Source organism: Suttonella ornithocola (assembly GCF_001889065.1).
In the GTDB taxonomy this organism is placed as follows: Bacteria; Pseudomonadota; Gammaproteobacteria; order Cardiobacteriales; family Cardiobacteriaceae; genus Suttonella_A; species Suttonella_A ornithocola.
Window position 1 is genome coordinate 17,382 of the sequence record NZ_LWHB01000064.1, and the last position, 15,796, is coordinate 33,177.

Genomic DNA, 15,796 nt, shown 5'->3' on the forward strand with positions numbered 1-15,796 from the left:
AATGAGAAAGCCTTATCATCATCGCCAACCTGATAATTGGTATACCCAAAATACGTTTTTTAAACTTTATATGCTACGTGAGCTTACCAGTGTGACAACTGCATTGGCTGCATTAAATCTGTTTTGGGGAATTGCAGCATTAGCAGGGTCATTTGATAGTTGGATGAGTTGGATTCATTTTCAAACCAATCCATTGATTATTCTGATTAACTTAATTGCGATTATTGCTTCGCTTTATAATAGTAAAACGTGGTTTGAAGCGATTCCAAAAGCGATGCCAATTCAAAGAGGAACAAAGTTTGTTCCTGCCAGTATTTTGATTAAAGGTGCTTGGGGCACGTTTGCTGGTATTTTGATTGTTCTTATTATTTTTACCATTTTAGTGGCTTAGGAGTCAGAAATGAGTCAACATAAACATCTCAAACCACTTTATTGGGGCATCTTTTCAGCAGGTGGAACCATTGCTGCGCTGAGTTTAGCCAGTATTATTGCGGTTATTTGTATTGCGTTGCCTTTACGTTGGTTAGGAACACCTGAGGAGTTTTATTTTAATCTTCATGAGTGGGTCGCAAATAAATTTATCTTTTTGATATTAGCCGGCATTATTTTTACTTTACTTTGGCATGGCGTGCATCGGTTTTATTATATTTTGCATGATATGCATATTCATGTGGGAAATCGTACACGGTTATCGTTATATGGATTTGCTGTAGTCGCCTTTGTGATTACTTTATTGGTAGGTTGGTTCTAATAATAAACCTTTACTGCAACACTCCCCCAATTCAGTTGCAGTAATTTTTGACCAGTAATTTTGCTGGTCTTTTTTATTGTCTGAGACCTTTGCAAACCCCTAAAAATAGAGAAATTTCAATTTTTTAAATTCTAAAAGTATATTAAAATCATAGTATTAATTTTTCTGCTAGTGGTAAAAAATTCGTGTGAAATGGAATTTTGCAAAGGTCTCTGTCTAAATTTTTGGTGACTTTATAGCCAACTTCCCAAAAAATGCATACAACGTTAACTTAATATCTAATTTGAAAACAGTGCATTATCCATAAGCAGTGTATGCTTTTTTCGGGAACCCTGCTATAGTATGCGAAAAGTTAGTAGCAAACGGTGTTGGCGGTATTCATACGAATGAGTCCAATCTGAGCGATGCCTTTTAGTTCGATATCGGGGAGGGATTGGCGCTTTTGAAGATCGTAGCGATGAAAAGTGCGCGAGCGTTCTGTGCCAAATAGAAGAACTTTGCTATCGCCACTGACCCACATATCCGCAATGTTTTGTTCGTAGCCAAAGCGGAAAACGATATTATCCTCAAGGTTAGCAAAGGGATAGATACCTAAGGCTTGATCGCCACCAACAATCAGATATTGGTCGAGCCAACCGGTTTTGAATTGGCGAGGCGGAAAGCCAATGTTGTAATCAATCGGCTGTTCGCTGTGGTTTAGGTCGTAGATTTTAAGTTGTCCGCGTTTGTCGCCAAAGATGACGTGGCGAGTGCCGTTATCAATGTAGGGTTCAACCATGCGCTCGTTAAGCGGGCGCGAGTTATACATGTCACCGGTGCGGATGAGTTTACCCGTATCGTTGAAGTAAATCATGCCTTCGCCTGCATAGTAGGTGTTAAAGGCAATGACTTTGTCTTCAAAGCTCGGCGCGCCGCTGCCGAGTCCTCTGGTTTCGCCGATATCAATGGTTTGCCAACCTTCTTCGGGTTTATCTAGTCGATAGCGATAAATTAAGGGAGTATTTTCTTGCATGACCCATACGGTTTGGCTGTAGATGCTGAAGATGGTATTAAATCGGGTATAGAGGTTTTGAAAGGGTTTGTCGATAACGGTGAGTTTTCCCGTTTGGTAGTTTAAAACGGCGATGTTTTTTTCTAACACGATGCCAAGTTTTTGGCTGTTAGGAAAGAAGAGTAGACGATAAACTGCGCTAGGCATCGGGTGGCGAGTAATTTTCCGCGTCGTTAGTTCAATGGTATAAAGCGCGTGATCAACTTTATCGCTAAAGGCAAGGTAGGGTGCATCGGTGGCAGAGGCAAATATTCGTGCGGGAATGGGAATAGATAGGGTATCAATTTGCTTGCCTTGTTCGATATCGACAACGGCGATGTTAGGAATGGCTTTGCCACTGATAAAGGCGTTTTTGGTTGGGGAGTAAAGGGAATCGGCAGCAAAGCTAAGGGTAGTAAAAAGGCTAAGAAGGATAAGTAAGGCACGCATGATTAGTCTTTTTGGTCTTCTTTGATAGCGGCTTCAACGCCTTTCCGGAGATTTTCCGCGCCAGATTGGTAGTCAAAGACGTCTATGAGTTTGCCTTTGCGATTGAGTAGGTAGATAAGGGTAGAGTGATAAACGGTGTAATTGCCTTTTTCTGGGAGATTCTCAGGGGCAACTTTTTTACCGTCTATTTGATAGCCATAACTAGCGTTAAAGTTTTCAACGGCTTGGTCAGTGGCTGCGCGATTTCCTCTTAAGCCTAAGATGCGTTTGTCAAAGTATCCAATGTATTTGGAAAGTAAATCTAGGTTATCGCGGTCAGGGTCGATGGTGATAAAGAGCATTTGGAGTCGCTCAGGATGCGCTATTTTGGCAAGCACTTGTTTGAAGTCGTATAAGGTGGTTGGGCAGACGTCTGGGCAATGGGTAAACCCAAAAGCAATGAGCTGATATTGGTTGGGAAAATCGGCTTGGGTAAGGGTTCTACCATCTGTGCTTTGAAGTTGGTATTGGTAGGTGGGTGCTGCAGTGGCGATTAAAGAAACACTTAGGTAAAGACTAAGGAGGACGCGGATGAGTGTTTTCATGGTTTTCCCCTAATGTTTGTATCGCTGTAGTATAAATTTGCCGCCCGTAGGCGGCATTGACTTGGGTCAATTAGTTTTTGCGGAGGTCTACCAGTATGGTGTCTATGGTGGCTTTGGCATCACCAAAACACATATGGGTGTTTTCGTTGAAGAATAGCGGGTTTTGAACGCCTGCATAGCCAGCGTTCATTGAGCGTTTAAAGACGACGACTTGTCGGGCTTTCCATACTTCAAGAACTGGCATACCAGCGATTGGACTGTTGGGGTCAGTTTGCGCGGCAGGATTGACGGTATCGTTGGCACCGATGACTAAGACTAAATCGGTATCTGGAAAATCTTCGTTGATTTCATCCATTTCTAATACGATGTCATAAGGCACTTTGGCTTCTGCGAGTAAGACGTTCATATGCCCTGGTAAGCGTCCTGCAACTGGATGGATACCGAAGCGGACAGTTTTGCCTTTTTCGCGTAATAGCTTGGTAATTTCTGCTACAGGGTATTGGGCTTGCGCAACCGCCATGCCGTATCCAGGGTTAATGATAATGCTATCAGCTTCTTTTAGCGCTTCTGCAACCTCTTCGGTTGTCCATTCGCGATATTCGCCCATTTCTTCTTCGCTGCTGCTAGCGGTATTCCCAAAGCCACCCAGAATGACGGAAAGGAAAGAGCGGTTCATAGCTTTACACATGATGTAAGAAAGAATAGCACCGCTAGAGCCGACTAATGCACCCGTAACGATGAGTAAGTCGTTATTGAGCATGAAACCAGCTGCTGCTGCCGCCCAACCTGAATAGCTATTGAGCATGGAGACGACAACAGGCATATCCGCACCACCAATACTCATGACGAGATGCCAGCCAAAGGCAAAGGCAATGAGCGTCATTAGGATAAGTAGGAACATAGAGCCATCTTTGGCAATGAATATCAGCATAAAGATGAAAGAGAGTGCAACGGCAGCAATATTCCATTTGTGTTTATGCGGTAGGACTAATGCAGCAGATTTGACTTTGCCTTCTAATTTTCCCCATGCGACTAAGGAACCTGTGAAGGTAACTGCACCAATAAAGACGCCTAGAAAGACTTCAGCTAGGTGGATGGTATGTAATGCGCCGTGTGCGGTTGTTTCGGCCATGGCAAGCAAGGTTGCATTCGCATTGCTGATTTGCATGATTTCTACGGTATGCGCGCTATTGCCTAGGATAAAGCTGTTATAGCCGACAAAAACGGCGGCTAAGCCGACAAAGCTATGTAGCAAAGCAATCAGCTGTGGCATGCCAGTCATTTCTACTTTTTTGGCACGCCATAAGCCGATAACCGCACCAATGAGCATGGCTAAAATTATCCAACCACGACTATGAACATCATCGGCATAAAAAAGCGTGGCAATAAGTGCTAGCACCATTCCAGTAATGCCGAGTTCGTTCCCGCGTTTGGCGGTTTCTTGTTTGGATAGTCTTGCTAGACTAAAGATGAATAAAATCGCGGCGACGATGTAAGCCAGTGTTTGAGATCCTGTCATGTTTTTCTCCTTAGTCTTTGCGGAACATGGAAAGCATACGGCGCGTTACCGCAAAGCCGCCAAAGATATTGATGCTTACCAGTAGAATAGCGATAAAGGCTAGAAAGCTGGCGATAGCGCTACCGTGCCCGATTTGTAGTAGTGCACCGACAATGATAATGCCAGAAATGGCGTTAGTAACCGACATCAGCGGTGTGTGTAGCGCATGTGTTACGTTCCAAACGACGTAATAGCCAATCACGCACGCAAGTGCAAATACCATGAAATGGCTTAGAAATTCTGGCGGTGCTTTAGACAAAAAGGGAAATAAAAAGCCACTAATTGCGCTAATAATTATTAGTTTTTTACATCCTGATTTGGGTTTATTATCAGCTGTTGAGGTTTTTTCCGCTGGCGTAGCGTTTGGTGTGGCTTTTGGTGTAGCAGTTACCGAGATTTCAGGAGGTGGGAAGGTTAGTTCACCGTCTTTGACCACCGTCATATTGCGAATAATGCTATCTTCAAAGTTAATATCAATGTTTCCGTCTTTTTTCGGGGAAAGGAGTTTGGTGAGGTTAACGAGGTTGGTGGCGTATAGTTGTGAGGATTGTCCGGCTAAGCGGTTAGCTAGGTCGGTATAGCCAATAATGGTTACGCCGTTATCGGTAACGATTTTTTCTCCAGCTACGGTGCATTCGCAGTTTCCGCCCGTTGCCGCTGCTAAATCGATAATTACGCTACCACGCTTCATGCTCTCAACCATTTCTTTGGTAATGAGCTTAGGGGCAGGTTTACCCGGAATGGCTGCTGTGGTAATGATAATATCGACTTGTTTGGCTTGCTCGGCAAAAAGTTTCATTTCTGCTTCGATAAATTCTTTACTCATGACTTTGGCATAGCCAGTATTCACACCGCCATCGTCTTTTTCTTTGAAATCTAAGCGTAGAAACTCCCCGCCCATGGATTCAATTTGTTCAGCAACTTCTTCACGCGTATCGAAAGCGCGAACGATTGCGCCTAGTGATTTTGCCGCGCCAATCGCCGCTAGCCCAGCCACTCCAGCGCCAATGACTAATACTTGCGCAGGTGGCACTTTACCCGCAGCAGTAATTTGTCCAGTAAAAAAGCGACCAAAAGCATTTGCTGCCTCAATGACAGCGCGATAGCCACTAATGTTTGCCATAGAGGATAAGGCATCCATCGATTGTGCGCGGGAAATTCTCGGCACCATATCCATCGCGAGCACGGTGATTTTTCGTTTTGCCAATTTATCGACCAATGCTTGGTCTTGTCTTGGCCAGATAAAGCTGACTAGCGTGGTTCCGTCTTTAATTTGTGCGAGCTCGTCTTCTGTCGGTGGATTGATTTGATAAATCATTGGGCAAGCATAAATTTCTGAAAGCGGCACTATGGCTGCCCCAGCTGCTTTGTAAGCCTCATCATCAAATTGTGCTGTCAGTCCAGCGCCTTCTGCAACGCAGACTTCAAATCCTAATTTGATTAACTCTTTTACCGTTTTAGGCGTAGCAGCAACTCGCGCTTCACCACTAAATGACTCTTTTGGAATACCGATTTGCATTCATTCTTCCTTTGCCAAAGCTTTAAAAATACCGCAGAGCGGAGAGAAAAATACCTTACACGTTTAATAAAAAAATGCAATGAAAAAAGAGATAAACGCAGATTGTAATTATTTGTTTTGTGGTAGACGAGCTTCTTGGGTAAGCATTTCTATTCTTTGCTCCATTTGTTGATGGACAGTTTCTGTCATCTCTCGGATAGCTTGCTGTGTCACGCGTCCTTCAAAGATAATCGGTTTTTGAAATTCTACAATGACCTCTCCATTATCTTTTTGATTTAAATCAAAGCGAGAGTAGTAATTATTGACACAAACAGGGACAATTGCCACCCCAGCTTTGGCTGCCAATCGAAAGGCTCCCGTTTTAAATGGCAAAAGACCGCGAGCAAAGTTGCGCGTTCCCTCCGGAAAAATCCAAATAGAAAGCTGTTTTTCATGAATTTTACGCTCAATCACTTTAAGCGCTTTTGCAGATTTGCGGGCATTGCCACGAACGATAAATAAATTCCCACTTAACCAGTAGATTTGTCCAAATATTGGCATATAAAGAATGCTTTTTTTTCCTAAGGTTACGGTGCGCTTTGGAACTGCATAGCATACGGAAAAGATATCGATATTACTTTGATGATTAACAACGTAGATACATTTTTCAGGGAGATTTTCTGCGCCTCGAATAGTGATATCTAATCCTAAGATTTGCTTTCCAAAACTAGAATAAGCTTTAATCGCAATCCATGCATTATTGGGATGTCGAGGGCGGATGAGGCAGATAATACTGAGCGGAATAAAGCTAATGAGAATAAAGAGACTGATTAGCGTTTTTCTAAAGAAACGGAGCATATTTTCAAGCATTCGATAAATGATGTGTCATTCTATCTGTTTTTACGGTTAAGACAGAGTTTTTATAGTTTTTATGTTAGAAATGGATTAACGATTTTGGCGTTGGGGTAGCAGTTAAGAATATCGGTTTCATCTTGTATTTGATAGAGGATTTTTATATTGGGACCTGCATCCATGGTGAAGTAATGGTTCAGTCCTTCTGCACGATTTTTCCAAATTTCTTGAATAGTCTCTTGTGTAGTTGGTTGGAAATAAGATAGTGCTGGGCGAGCTGCAAGCATAGTGGCATGCATGGCGAGTGCATTGCCTTCGGCGGTTTGTCCAAGCGTTTGAAAATTTTGGTTCTTGATGGCATTTTCAATGGTTTGTAGATCTTTTTCAGCGGTATTTATCCAAGCGGGATAGAGTGGGCTAGTGTTAGCGGTATGGGTCATGCCATTGGTGCTGGTTGTTGATTTGGCGCGGGTATCAATTTCTATTAGCGCAATTCGTAAGGTTTGCCATTGACTATCTATTGGTATGCCAGCACTATCACTACCGTCTGTTTTATCACCTTTTTGCCATTTGACGAAACCATGCCAAAGTGAGCGCGAAGCACTACCGCTACCGATGCGCGCGAAGGTAGATAGGATAAATGGTGATAGATTGAGTTGCAAAAATTGGTTCAGAGCTAGGGTTAGTGCTGCATAGCCTGAGGCGCTAGAAGCCAATCCAGCAGCAGTTGGGATGGTGTTTTTAGTGGTGATAGCGATTGGAAAATTTTGTTGTTGTCTAAATAGATCAATAAAAGCAAATGTTTTTTGGAAAAAAGGGGTATTGGGCTGAATATTTTCTCCATTAAGCATTAGGCTATCTTTATCTGAAAGGGTAATTTGCGTATGCGTTCCCAATGTCCCTAATGAGATGGATAGACTACCGTTAGCCGGTAAGTTGAGCTCAATATCGCGTTTACCCCAGTATTTTGATAACGCAATATTGGCAGGGGCGTATGCACTTGCTGTTTCTAAGGGAGAGAGTTTTTTCGGGAGAAATGGCTGGATATAGTCTATTTTTTTCATTCGTCTTCCAAGTGAATATCTTGCTGAGCAAGGGCTGCAATGATTTCTGATTGTTTATCGCGTTCTATCTCTAGTTGATAACGACAATTCATCGCCATTTCTTGCGATAAGATAGTCATTTGATATTGCTCAACAAACCGCATTAAACGATTAACTTGTGGATAGCTTAAGGTAACAGTTAAGGTAGTTTTAGGGACAATGGGACAAAATGTTGCTACTGACAAAGCAGATTGTGCTGCTGTTTTATACGCTCTAATGAGTCCAGAGGCCCCTAATAGGGTTCCGCCAAAGTATCTTACGACAATTAGCCCACAGTCAGAAACTTCAAAAGATTGTAGTTGATTATAAATGGGTAAACCCGCTGTTCCGGAAGGTTCACCATCATCATTTGCGCGGTATTCTTCCCCAGTTTCTCCAAAGCGATAAGCATAGCAATGATGACGTGCTTTGGGGTGTTCTACTTGTAAGACTTCTAATCGCTTATTAAAGGTTTCTATGGTCTGGCAAGGAAAAGCATAAGCCAAGAATTTACTGCCTTTTTCTTGATAGTCAGCAGTTGTTTCTTTTATCAGCGTTTGGGCATATTGCGTCATAACTTTAAGTCCATAGAGAATCTGCACGATAAAACTATTTTATGTTACATTAAGCGTTATTCATCTATGTTACAAGGAAAGACTATGAAACGCTCTTATTTTTCTCTTTTAGTCGCTACTATTGTGGGCGTGGCGAGCGCGCAGCAAGTAACTTATCAAATTCCTTCAAATACTGGCGCACAGCAAGCAGTAGTCGGTCCTAATAATGTGGCTGTTCAGCCTAGACGTCTTAATGAGCTACAAGTCATTCCAGAAGGAACTGCTGTAATGCCTCCTAAAGCAGCACAAGTAAGAAATAATATGCCAGTTAAGCGGATTTTATTAGATAACAATGGACAAGCCCGCTTGAGAGGAAGTGTAAGAGGGTTAGGAATGGATGTCTATCATTTCAGTGGAAATGCAGGGGATAGCATTCATATTATTAGCAACCGCTCTAAAGCAATGGTCTTTGCAATTTTCCGTCCTGATATTGGTATGCGCTTTGGTAATCAACAAGTTTTACCGCAAACAGGGGAGTATGAGCTGCGTATCGTAAATGATAGAAAAAACGCTGCCTATAATAAAACGCCTCGTTATTATGATGTGCGCTTTAATTTAATTCGTGGTGGCAATACGCAATATGCACCAGCAGTATCAGCACAACCCGCATCTACTTATGCTACGAATACTGCAACAACGGTTAATGTCCAATATCGTTGTGACCAAGGTAATTTAGCGGTTCAAGTTTTTCCTTTAGAGCAAATCATACTTTTGCATAAGGGACAGTCACTTGCATTGGCTTATCAGGAAAATAGCTCTAATGCGCTCCAAAGTATTTATAGTAATGGTATGCAAAGTTTGCAGGCGCGTCATCCAAATGGAAGAAATCAAAGTTATCCTGAAATCGTGCAAGTTATCAATGCCGGTAAGGTGGTTGCGACGAATTGTAGCGTCCTAAGATAGAGTGTTTTCTATCAAGAATTGATAAAAATTATTTTTATAAATAAATAAGTAGTAAGTTAATGGTATAAATCGCTTGCGAAAAAAATCAGACTCGCTATAATTCGCGCCTCAATAGGCATATAGCTCAGTTGGTTAGAGTACCACCTTGACATGGTGGGGGTCGTTGGTTCGAGTCCAATTATGCCTACCAATCGAATTCATAAAGCCCCTGAAAATAAGTATTTTTAGGGGCTTTTCTTTTTTGTGTTGGTTGGGAAATATATGAGCCCCCCATTATTCCGAATGAAAAATTCAAGAAAGAAGTGCGGTAATTACACCAATATTGCACCAAGAATTGTTTTTGTAAACTGCTGAAGAAACTATAGTGCGATCAGCTAAAAAACAAAACATCCTATAGCCCTTATCTAGCCATTCTGGCGGTAGATAACGTTCTGTTTTTTAGCTGATTTGACTATATATAGCTGGATGAATTTAGCTTGCATAATACAAGCTGGCGAAACAGAGCACATCAGTACAGCACAAGACAAACCAACACTGTATGCGAGTTAAAGAGATTTAGCTATATCGCTTTATTGTTTTATCCTTAAGCAGACTAACGCTTGCTAATAGGGACTGTTTTTATCAATTAGTATTGCTAGCTTAGCCTGCTTTCGAACGATTATTTGATGGAATGGTTTATAAAGCTTCGTCGTCCAATTCTCCTGTCCGAATCCGGATAACTTGACTCAGTGGAGAAACGAAGATTTTTCCATCTCCGATTTTGCCTGAGCTGGTCGTTTGTTGAATGGTTTTCACCACTTCATCACACTGCTCATCAGTAACAGCAATTTCTAGTTTTAATTTTGGAAGAAAATCTACAACGTACTCTGCCCCTCGATACAACTCGGTATGACCTTTTTGTCTACCGAATCCTTTTACTTCGGTCACTGTAATACCATTTACGCCGATTTCTGATAGTCCTTCTCTAACATCATCAAGCTTAAAGGGTTTAATAATTGCAGTAATCATATACATATTCGTTTCCTAGGAAAAAGTGTAAAAGGGTGCATCGTTATCAGATAGACAATGGGGGCGATATCCTAAGCGATGATGATAATGGCTTTCAAGTTCATCGGCAACGCCTAATACCGCAGCAAATAACGCCATTCTCATAGTAACACCATTATCAGTTTGGCGGAAAATAGCCAATTGTGGAAGTTTATCTAAATCAGTTGAAAGGTCATAAGCACCTTCTCGTGAATCTCGCGGAAGAGGGTGCATGATAATAACTTCTGGATTGGCATAGTTTTCTATGGCTCTAGCATTGATGCGATATTGCTCTCCGTATCCCTCTAATTGTTCACCATTCTCAATTCGTTCACGCTGAATACGAGTTGCATAAATAACATCACTATTAGGTAGTCCATCTGCAATGTGATTGCATTCTTGAACTTTGTGTCCTTTTTCTTTGAGGTGTTCAATCAGCGAATGAGGAATACGCAAATTATCTGGTGCAACAAATTTAAAGGTAATATTGTTAAATAGAGAAAGTAATTTGCATAGTGAATGAATGGTGCGCCCATGCTTGAGATCACCACACATAGCAATGGTCATTCCGTCAATGGTTTTGCCTAATCGAGAGAACTCCGCACTAATGGTATAGTAATCTAAGAGTGCTTGAGAAGGATGTTCACCAGTGCCGTCCCCTGCGTTAATTACAGGAGTATTGATAGGAGCTGCAAATTGAGCAACAGAGCCTTGATCAGGATGACGCATGACAATGGTATCTGCATAGCCAGCAATAACGCGAGCGGTATCTTCTAAAGATTCACCTTTTGAAATGGATGAAAAGGTAAATCCAGTTGTATCAACAATGTTTCCCCCTAGTCGCGCAAAGGCGGTATGAAAACTCATTCTTGTTCGTGTACTCGCTTCAAAAAATAGATTGGCTAGCATTGCACCATTTAAAACATCACAACGATATTTTCTACGAGCAACAGGCTCTAAGCGTTGAGCAATAGTTAATAATTGCTCTAAATCTTCTCGGGTGAATGGATCAATGCTCAAAATATGACGACCAGTGAGAGACATATAGATTACTCCTTTGATAGCGAGGGAATTATTATAATGCGTGCTAGCGTACGTGAAGCTATTATTTTCTATAAAATTACATTAGTATTCGATTATTTACGATAAAAAACATGATAATTAAATTCACTAGAAATATAAAAAACATAAAATAGAGAAATTTCAATTTTTCAAATTTTGAAAATATATTAAAATCATGGTGTTAATTTTTCTACTAGTAGCAAAAATTAGGGTAAAACGGAATTTTGCAAAGGTCTCATATAGCTAAATGTCTTTAACTCGCATACAGAGCGTTAGTTCGTTTTGCCGTACTGAGGTTAGCTGTTTGTGGTTCGTCAGTTTGTATGCAAGCTAAACCCATTCAGCTATAGCAAGATGTAATCAAAATAAAAAATACATTATTTTTTCTGGCGTATGCATTTTTTGGGACCACTGTTATCTTTAAATGATGAGTTAAGGATATTGTCTAATAGTTCGGGCAGTAATGTTGTTTCGTAGCGAAGAATTACGACTTTTGATTTTAGTTCAGTTGGCCAAGACGTAATTTTTACAGCGTCTTTCATTGTCATGACGATGCTACCATTAACCGCAAATTGAGCAACAGTTGAGGGAAGAGGGGCGTGGTCTGGAAAGCTTTGATAAGCCGTTGGCGTATATCCAAGTCTTGTTAGGGTTTGAAAGAAACGTTCTGGACGTGCAATAGCTGTTAAGGCATAAAAAGGGGGTTCTAGTTCCACTGTCTTTCCTTCTAGATTTACAAAACCAGAAGTTTTCATCGTTAAGGTATATTGAGGAACTTTTGTAGGAAGATATTGTGTTGGATTTCCAGTAAAAATGATAGCATCTGCGGTATTAAGTCTTTTTATGGACTCTCTTAATGGTCCAGCAGGTAAGAGCAATTCGTTACCAAAAACTAAATCAGGTGCAATAACAATCCATTCTTTTAATCTAGGTAAGCGATAATGTTGTAGTCCATCATCGCTAATTATCCATTGAATATCTGGATGGTGTTTTTTTACTAACCGTAAAGCGGCTAATCGGTTACGCCCGACTGCTACAGGTACGCCTGTTTCTTGAAAGATAAGTAGAGGTTCATCCCCAACGATGTCAGCGGAGCTTTCAGTGGTTAATAATTGTTCTGATATTAGCTTTCCGCCATAACCTCGACTGATTATTCCTACTTTTATTTGGTGATTGGTCATTGCTTTAGCTAAAGCAATGACCACAGGCGTTTTACCATTACCACCAACCGTTAAATTGCCGACTATAATGACGGATATACCATCAATTGTTCCAATTTTTCTATGGCGATATCTTATTTTGGTAATGAAAAAATATAGCCATGAAAGCGGTAAAAGTAAATAAGAAAGCAGGGTGCGTTTACGCCAAAATTTCGGGATATCAGACATTGATTAAGAGAATATGTTTAACCAATTTCTTCTATCGTACGATAGGCTTCGTTAATCGCTGCTTCGATATAAGCTGTCCATGCAGAATCTGAATTTGCAATATGAATATTACCAATCGGCTGTCGGGCAGTATCAATAATTTGATCAATTTGATCATAGTCATCCCAGAGATGTTTTTTCTCGTAACTATAACCATGCGCCCATCGGTTAATGGTAACAGCGAGTATTTCTGGTTTAGCATCAGCTAAAGCATAAAATTCATTAAGCTGTGCCAATAATTCAGCTTCTAACTCTGCATAAGATTGATAAATCAGCTGGCGTCTCCCAAGTCTGTCAGCACCTCTTAATGATTGTCCGCTTGCATAGGGTACAACAGATTTTACCATATGAATAACCATAGGTTTGGTTGGGTCAGTTTGCGTCTTATAGTTGCCAATATTGATAGGGTAATTTAAGCGGATTAGGCTATAAGGCGCTGTTGGCGCATAAACGTAATCCGTCCCTAATTTGATAAAAGGCTCCCAGTTTTTGACGAAAACTTTGGCATACAATAAAGCTGTTTTGACATTTTGATGCAAAGCGTTTTTTTGTTCTAATGATGTTTCAGGGCAAATAGCAGGAATAATACCGTTATTACAAGCTAAAATAACTTTTTTTGCATGGATGAGATTTCTTTGTTTGTTGTGGCTAACATAGCCAACGTTAACGCCATCATCTGTATTTTTAATGTTTACAGCTGTGCTATTTAGTCTTATCCTAACAGGATGTTCAGCTTTATCCAGTTGCTGATAATCAAAAACGGCAGTAACAATCTCTTCTTGATTTGCCTTTGCAGCGCTAACTTCGGGAATAAGGTGTTTAACTAAGAGTCTTGCAATAGTGGCGTTGCCATCGGGATAAATAAAGATATAAGGGTCTTCTTCCTCTTCAGGTTCGTCGTCTTCACTCCAAGCAAGACCACCAAATCCCGGATAATCATCTTTACAAGCATCCCAAGCGCTATATAAATCGTAAGGATAGCCCCATTCATCAATCGTAATTCCTCTAAATAATTTTGCTGCTGCTTCTGATAAACCAACGTTTTCTCTCAAATATTTTTCATAGCTTATTTTGCTCAGATAAGCTTCTATCGCCTCATCTCCTTCAACCTCTGGAAGATAGTTTTCCTCTCCTTGAAAAATGTTGGAAAGGGATTGTTTATCTGAATCTGAAAGGGGTAAGTTTTGGATAGTGGGAATAAAATCAGCGCCATCTTCAAAGATATCACCTTTTAAAATTTTTGTTTCTCCCCAGTTTTTCTTATCTAAGAAAACGCCGGATTGCATACCCATCGAAGGATAGATATTTTGGTCATAGTATTGATAAAATTTATCGTAATCTATCCCAATTTTTTTCAATAAAGAATTAACGTTATCATTAAAATGATAATGTGGACTTTCTAAAGATTCACTGCCGCCATTAGATAGCTGAAAAGTTTCTCCATTACCAAACTCATTTCTCTTTGCATGTCCGCCAAAATCATCATGATTATCGAGAATCAAAATTTTAGCGTTAGGATATTTTTCACGATATAACCAAGCTGCCGATAGTCCGCTAATACCAGCGCCAACAATAATTAAATCATAGTTTTCTTTAGGAATTAAATCATCAAAAGAGAATGGTTTAGCATCTAATGCGAATGTATGAGCAGCAATATTACTGCCTTGATGGTTACCTCTTAAACCTGTTAGTGCAGGGGGGTAATAAGCATTTTCTGATTGCGCTTGTGCCGTCTTCCATGGCATAACCATTATTCCAGTGGTTACTGCAATGCTGTTTAAAAAGTCTCTGCGGTTTATTCTTATAATTAATTTATTTTCCACTTTTTAAGAAGTGTTTCTAGTTCTCCATTTTTTTTAATATTTTCTAAGCCAGTATTGATTTTATTTAATAACTCTTCGTCATCTTTATTTAAGGCAATAACAAGACTTACATTTTTATTAGTATTATTCTCTATAGTCTTAATTTTAAAATTATATCCTCTGTTTTTAATAGTAGGGCTATTTAAATAATATTTTAATAGATTACAGTCTGCAGCAGCCCAATTCGCATTTCCTAGAATAACTTCTTTTAATGCCATAAACGGTGTTTTAACTAAAACAAGATTTTTAACTTCTTCTTGTAGACTTTTGGCTAAAATTTCATCTTCAGAAACAGCAATGGTATGTTTTTGCCAGTCAGATAGATTTTTATCATCTAAATAACTTATACAGTCTAAAGATGTAAGATATGGGTTACTAATATTAGCGATATTAGGTTCAAGGTCGGTTGAAGCAAAACCATTAATTATAATATCAGCTCTTTTATCGGTTAATTCATTAAATATAATGCTCCAGTCTTTGTGATAGAACGTTAGTTTAAAGTTTTGGTTTTTTGCGATAGCTTTTAAAATATCAATATCCAATCCAATAATCTCGCCTTTTTCATCAATAAATTCAAAGGGAGGATAGGTAGGATCTGTTGCAACTTTATACGTTTTTTCAGATTCTGCATGAGAAAAAGAACTAAATAATAGAAAAGATAATAAAAAGAGAAGTGATTTCATAAATCGCCTAATATAAACTTACAATCTGTTAAAAAATATTAAGTAGTGGTTTGAAAAGTATATTGAGTAATTCCTGTGAAAAATATCAATCCAATATATTGGAATTTAATATTTTATTATTGTGAAACTATTGAGTTATAGTACAATATGCTTTTCAAAATACTACTAAATATTATATTAGATGTTATTGTTAAACGCAATATGAAACTTTTGCAAAATTCCGTTTTATATTAATTTTTGCTACTAGTAGAAAGATTAACACCGTGATTTTAATATGTTTTCAAAATTTAAAAAATTGAAATTTCTCTATTTTATGTTTTTTTGCAAAGGTCTCAAAATATATTTTCTGCGTAAGCCATTATGTGTATAGCTTACACAGAAAATCCTTTAAAAATTATAAAGAGCAAGTACGTT

Annotated in this window: 15 protein-coding genes and 1 tRNA gene; 4 read left to right on the top strand and 12 right to left on the bottom strand. The window is 39.6% G+C overall.

Going from position 1 to position 15,796, the window contains the following annotated elements; translation table 11 throughout:
• Window position 1: 1 nt before the first annotated feature.
• Together A5N85_RS05525 and frdD are read left to right on the top strand one after the other, a co-directional pair.
• Complete coding sequence (locus A5N85_RS05525; protein WP_072576338.1) at window positions 2-391, top strand: fumarate reductase subunit C; 390 nt, start codon at window positions 2-4, stop codon at window positions 389-391.
• Between the two features lie 9 nt (window positions 392-400).
• Window positions 401-751 carry a fumarate reductase subunit FrdD gene (gene frdD / locus A5N85_RS05530; protein WP_072576339.1) on the top strand — a complete coding sequence of 117 codons (351 nt, stop codon included), beginning with the start codon at window positions 401-403 and terminating at the stop codon, window positions 749-751.
• Window positions 752-1,103: 352 nt separating this feature from the next.
• On the opposite strand, the gene A5N85_RS05535 is transcribed toward frdD, so the two are convergent.
• The 7 genes from A5N85_RS05535 to A5N85_RS05565 form a co-directional block, all read right to left on the bottom strand.
• A complete protein-coding gene (locus tag A5N85_RS05535) occupies window positions 1,104-2,231 on the bottom strand; it encodes a hypothetical protein (RefSeq protein WP_072576340.1) in 1,128 nt (375 codons plus the stop codon).
• A 2-nt stretch (window positions 2,232-2,233) separates the two neighbouring features.
• On the bottom strand, window positions 2,234-2,815 hold the full coding sequence (locus tag A5N85_RS05540) for an SCO family protein (protein ID WP_072576341.1): 582 nt from the start codon (window positions 2,813-2,815) through the stop codon (window positions 2,234-2,236).
• Between the two features lie 70 nt (window positions 2,816-2,885).
• Entirely contained in the window at window positions 2,886-4,334 is a 1,449-nt protein-coding gene (gene pntB, locus A5N85_RS05545; RefSeq protein ID WP_072576342.1) for a Re/Si-specific NAD(P)(+) transhydrogenase subunit beta, read from the bottom strand.
• 10 nt (window positions 4,335-4,344) lie between these two features.
• Window positions 4,345-5,892 carry a Re/Si-specific NAD(P)(+) transhydrogenase subunit alpha gene (locus A5N85_RS05550; RefSeq protein ID WP_072576343.1) on the bottom strand — a complete coding sequence of 516 codons (1,548 nt, stop codon included), beginning with the start codon at window positions 5,890-5,892 and terminating at the stop codon, window positions 4,345-4,347.
• 108 nt (window positions 5,893-6,000) lie between these two features.
• Entirely contained in the window at window positions 6,001-6,729 is a 729-nt protein-coding gene (locus A5N85_RS05555; RefSeq protein WP_072576353.1) for a lysophospholipid acyltransferase family protein, read from the bottom strand.
• Window positions 6,730-6,800: 71 nt separating this feature from the next.
• Window positions 6,801-7,787 (bottom strand): diphosphomevalonate decarboxylase, encoded by a 987-nt coding sequence (mvaD, locus tag A5N85_RS05560; protein ID WP_072576344.1) that lies wholly within the window; start codon window positions 7,785-7,787, stop codon window positions 6,801-6,803.
• Window positions 7,784-8,380: an IMPACT family protein gene (locus A5N85_RS05565; protein ID WP_072576345.1), complete on the bottom strand. Its 597-nt coding sequence runs from the start codon at window positions 8,378-8,380 to the stop codon at window positions 7,784-7,786. Before A5N85_RS05565 ends, mvaD begins: the two co-directional genes overlap by 4 nt.
• 84 nt (window positions 8,381-8,464) lie before the next feature.
• On the opposite strand from A5N85_RS05565, the gene A5N85_RS05570 reads away from it, so the two are divergent.
• Window positions 8,465-9,322, top strand: a complete 858-nt coding sequence (locus A5N85_RS05570; RefSeq protein ID WP_072576346.1) for a hypothetical protein — start codon at window positions 8,465-8,467, stop codon at window positions 9,320-9,322.
• A gap of 113 nt (window positions 9,323-9,435) precedes the next feature.
• A tRNA-Val gene (locus A5N85_RS05575) sits at window positions 9,436-9,512 on the top strand.
• A gap of 485 nt (window positions 9,513-9,997) precedes the next feature.
• On the opposite strand, the gene A5N85_RS05580 is transcribed toward A5N85_RS05575, so the two are convergent.
• The 5 genes from A5N85_RS05580 to A5N85_RS05600 form a co-directional block, all read right to left on the bottom strand.
• Window positions 9,998-10,336 carry a P-II family nitrogen regulator gene (locus A5N85_RS05580; protein ID WP_072576347.1) on the bottom strand — a complete coding sequence of 113 codons (339 nt, stop codon included), beginning with the start codon at window positions 10,334-10,336 and terminating at the stop codon, window positions 9,998-10,000.
• A 9-nt stretch (window positions 10,337-10,345) separates the two neighbouring features.
• Window positions 10,346-11,392 (bottom strand): aspartate carbamoyltransferase, encoded by a 1,047-nt coding sequence (gene pyrB, locus A5N85_RS05585; RefSeq protein ID WP_072576348.1) that lies wholly within the window; start codon window positions 11,390-11,392, stop codon window positions 10,346-10,348.
• 395 nt (window positions 11,393-11,787) lie between these two features.
• Window positions 11,788-12,798: a tetraacyldisaccharide 4'-kinase gene (lpxK, locus tag A5N85_RS05590; RefSeq protein ID WP_072576349.1), complete on the bottom strand. Its 1,011-nt coding sequence runs from the start codon at window positions 12,796-12,798 to the stop codon at window positions 11,788-11,790.
• A gap of 17 nt (window positions 12,799-12,815) precedes the next feature.
• On the bottom strand, window positions 12,816-14,582 hold the full coding sequence (locus A5N85_RS05595; protein ID WP_169818626.1) for an NAD(P)-binding protein: 1,767 nt from the start codon (window positions 14,580-14,582) through the stop codon (window positions 12,816-12,818).
• Window positions 14,583-14,644: 62 nt separating this feature from the next.
• Window positions 14,645-15,382 carry a transporter substrate-binding domain-containing protein gene (locus A5N85_RS05600; RefSeq protein ID WP_072576350.1) on the bottom strand — a complete coding sequence of 246 codons (738 nt, stop codon included), beginning with the start codon at window positions 15,380-15,382 and terminating at the stop codon, window positions 14,645-14,647.
• Between the last annotated feature and the right edge of the window lie 414 nt (window positions 15,383-15,796).

Coding starts and splice junctions, on each gene's coding strand:
- pntB (WP_072576342.1), bottom strand. CDS start 4,334: ATGACAGGATCTCAAACACTGGCTTACATCGTCGCCGCGATTTTATTC.
- A5N85_RS05555 (WP_072576353.1), bottom strand. CDS start 6,729: ATGCTCCGTTTCTTTAGAAAAACGCTAATCAGTCTCTTTATTCTCATT.
- A5N85_RS05540 (WP_072576341.1), bottom strand. CDS start 2,815: ATGAAAACACTCATCCGCGTCCTCCTTAGTCTTTACCTAAGTGTTTCT.
- frdD (WP_072576339.1), top strand. CDS start 401: ATGAGTCAACATAAACATCTCAAACCACTTTATTGGGGCATCTTTTCA.
- A5N85_RS05550 (WP_072576343.1), bottom strand. CDS start 5,892: ATGCAAATCGGTATTCCAAAAGAGTCATTTAGTGGTGAAGCGCGAGTT.
- mvaD (WP_072576344.1), bottom strand. CDS start 7,787: ATGAAAAAAATAGACTATATCCAGCCATTTCTCCCGAAAAAACTCTCT.
- A5N85_RS05570 (WP_072576346.1), top strand. CDS start 8,465: ATGAAACGCTCTTATTTTTCTCTTTTAGTCGCTACTATTGTGGGCGTG.
- pyrB (WP_072576348.1), bottom strand. CDS start 11,392: ATGTCTCTCACTGGTCGTCATATTTTGAGCATTGATCCATTCACCCGA.
- A5N85_RS05525 (WP_072576338.1), top strand. CDS start 2: ATGAGAAAGCCTTATCATCATCGCCAACCTGATAATTGGTATACCCAA.
- A5N85_RS05600 (WP_072576350.1), bottom strand. CDS start 15,382: ATGAAATCACTTCTCTTTTTATTATCTTTTCTATTATTTAGTTCTTTT.
- A5N85_RS05535 (WP_072576340.1), bottom strand. CDS start 2,231: ATGCGTGCCTTACTTATCCTTCTTAGCCTTTTTACTACCCTTAGCTTT.
- A5N85_RS05580 (WP_072576347.1), bottom strand. CDS start 10,336: ATGTATATGATTACTGCAATTATTAAACCCTTTAAGCTTGATGATGTT.
- lpxK (WP_072576349.1), bottom strand. CDS start 12,798: ATGTCTGATATCCCGAAATTTTGGCGTAAACGCACCCTGCTTTCTTAT.
- A5N85_RS05595 (WP_169818626.1), bottom strand. CDS start 14,582: ATGCCATGGAAGACGGCACAAGCGCAATCAGAAAATGCTTATTACCCC.
- A5N85_RS05565 (WP_072576345.1), bottom strand. CDS start 8,380: ATGACGCAATATGCCCAAACGCTGATAAAAGAAACAACTGCTGACTAT.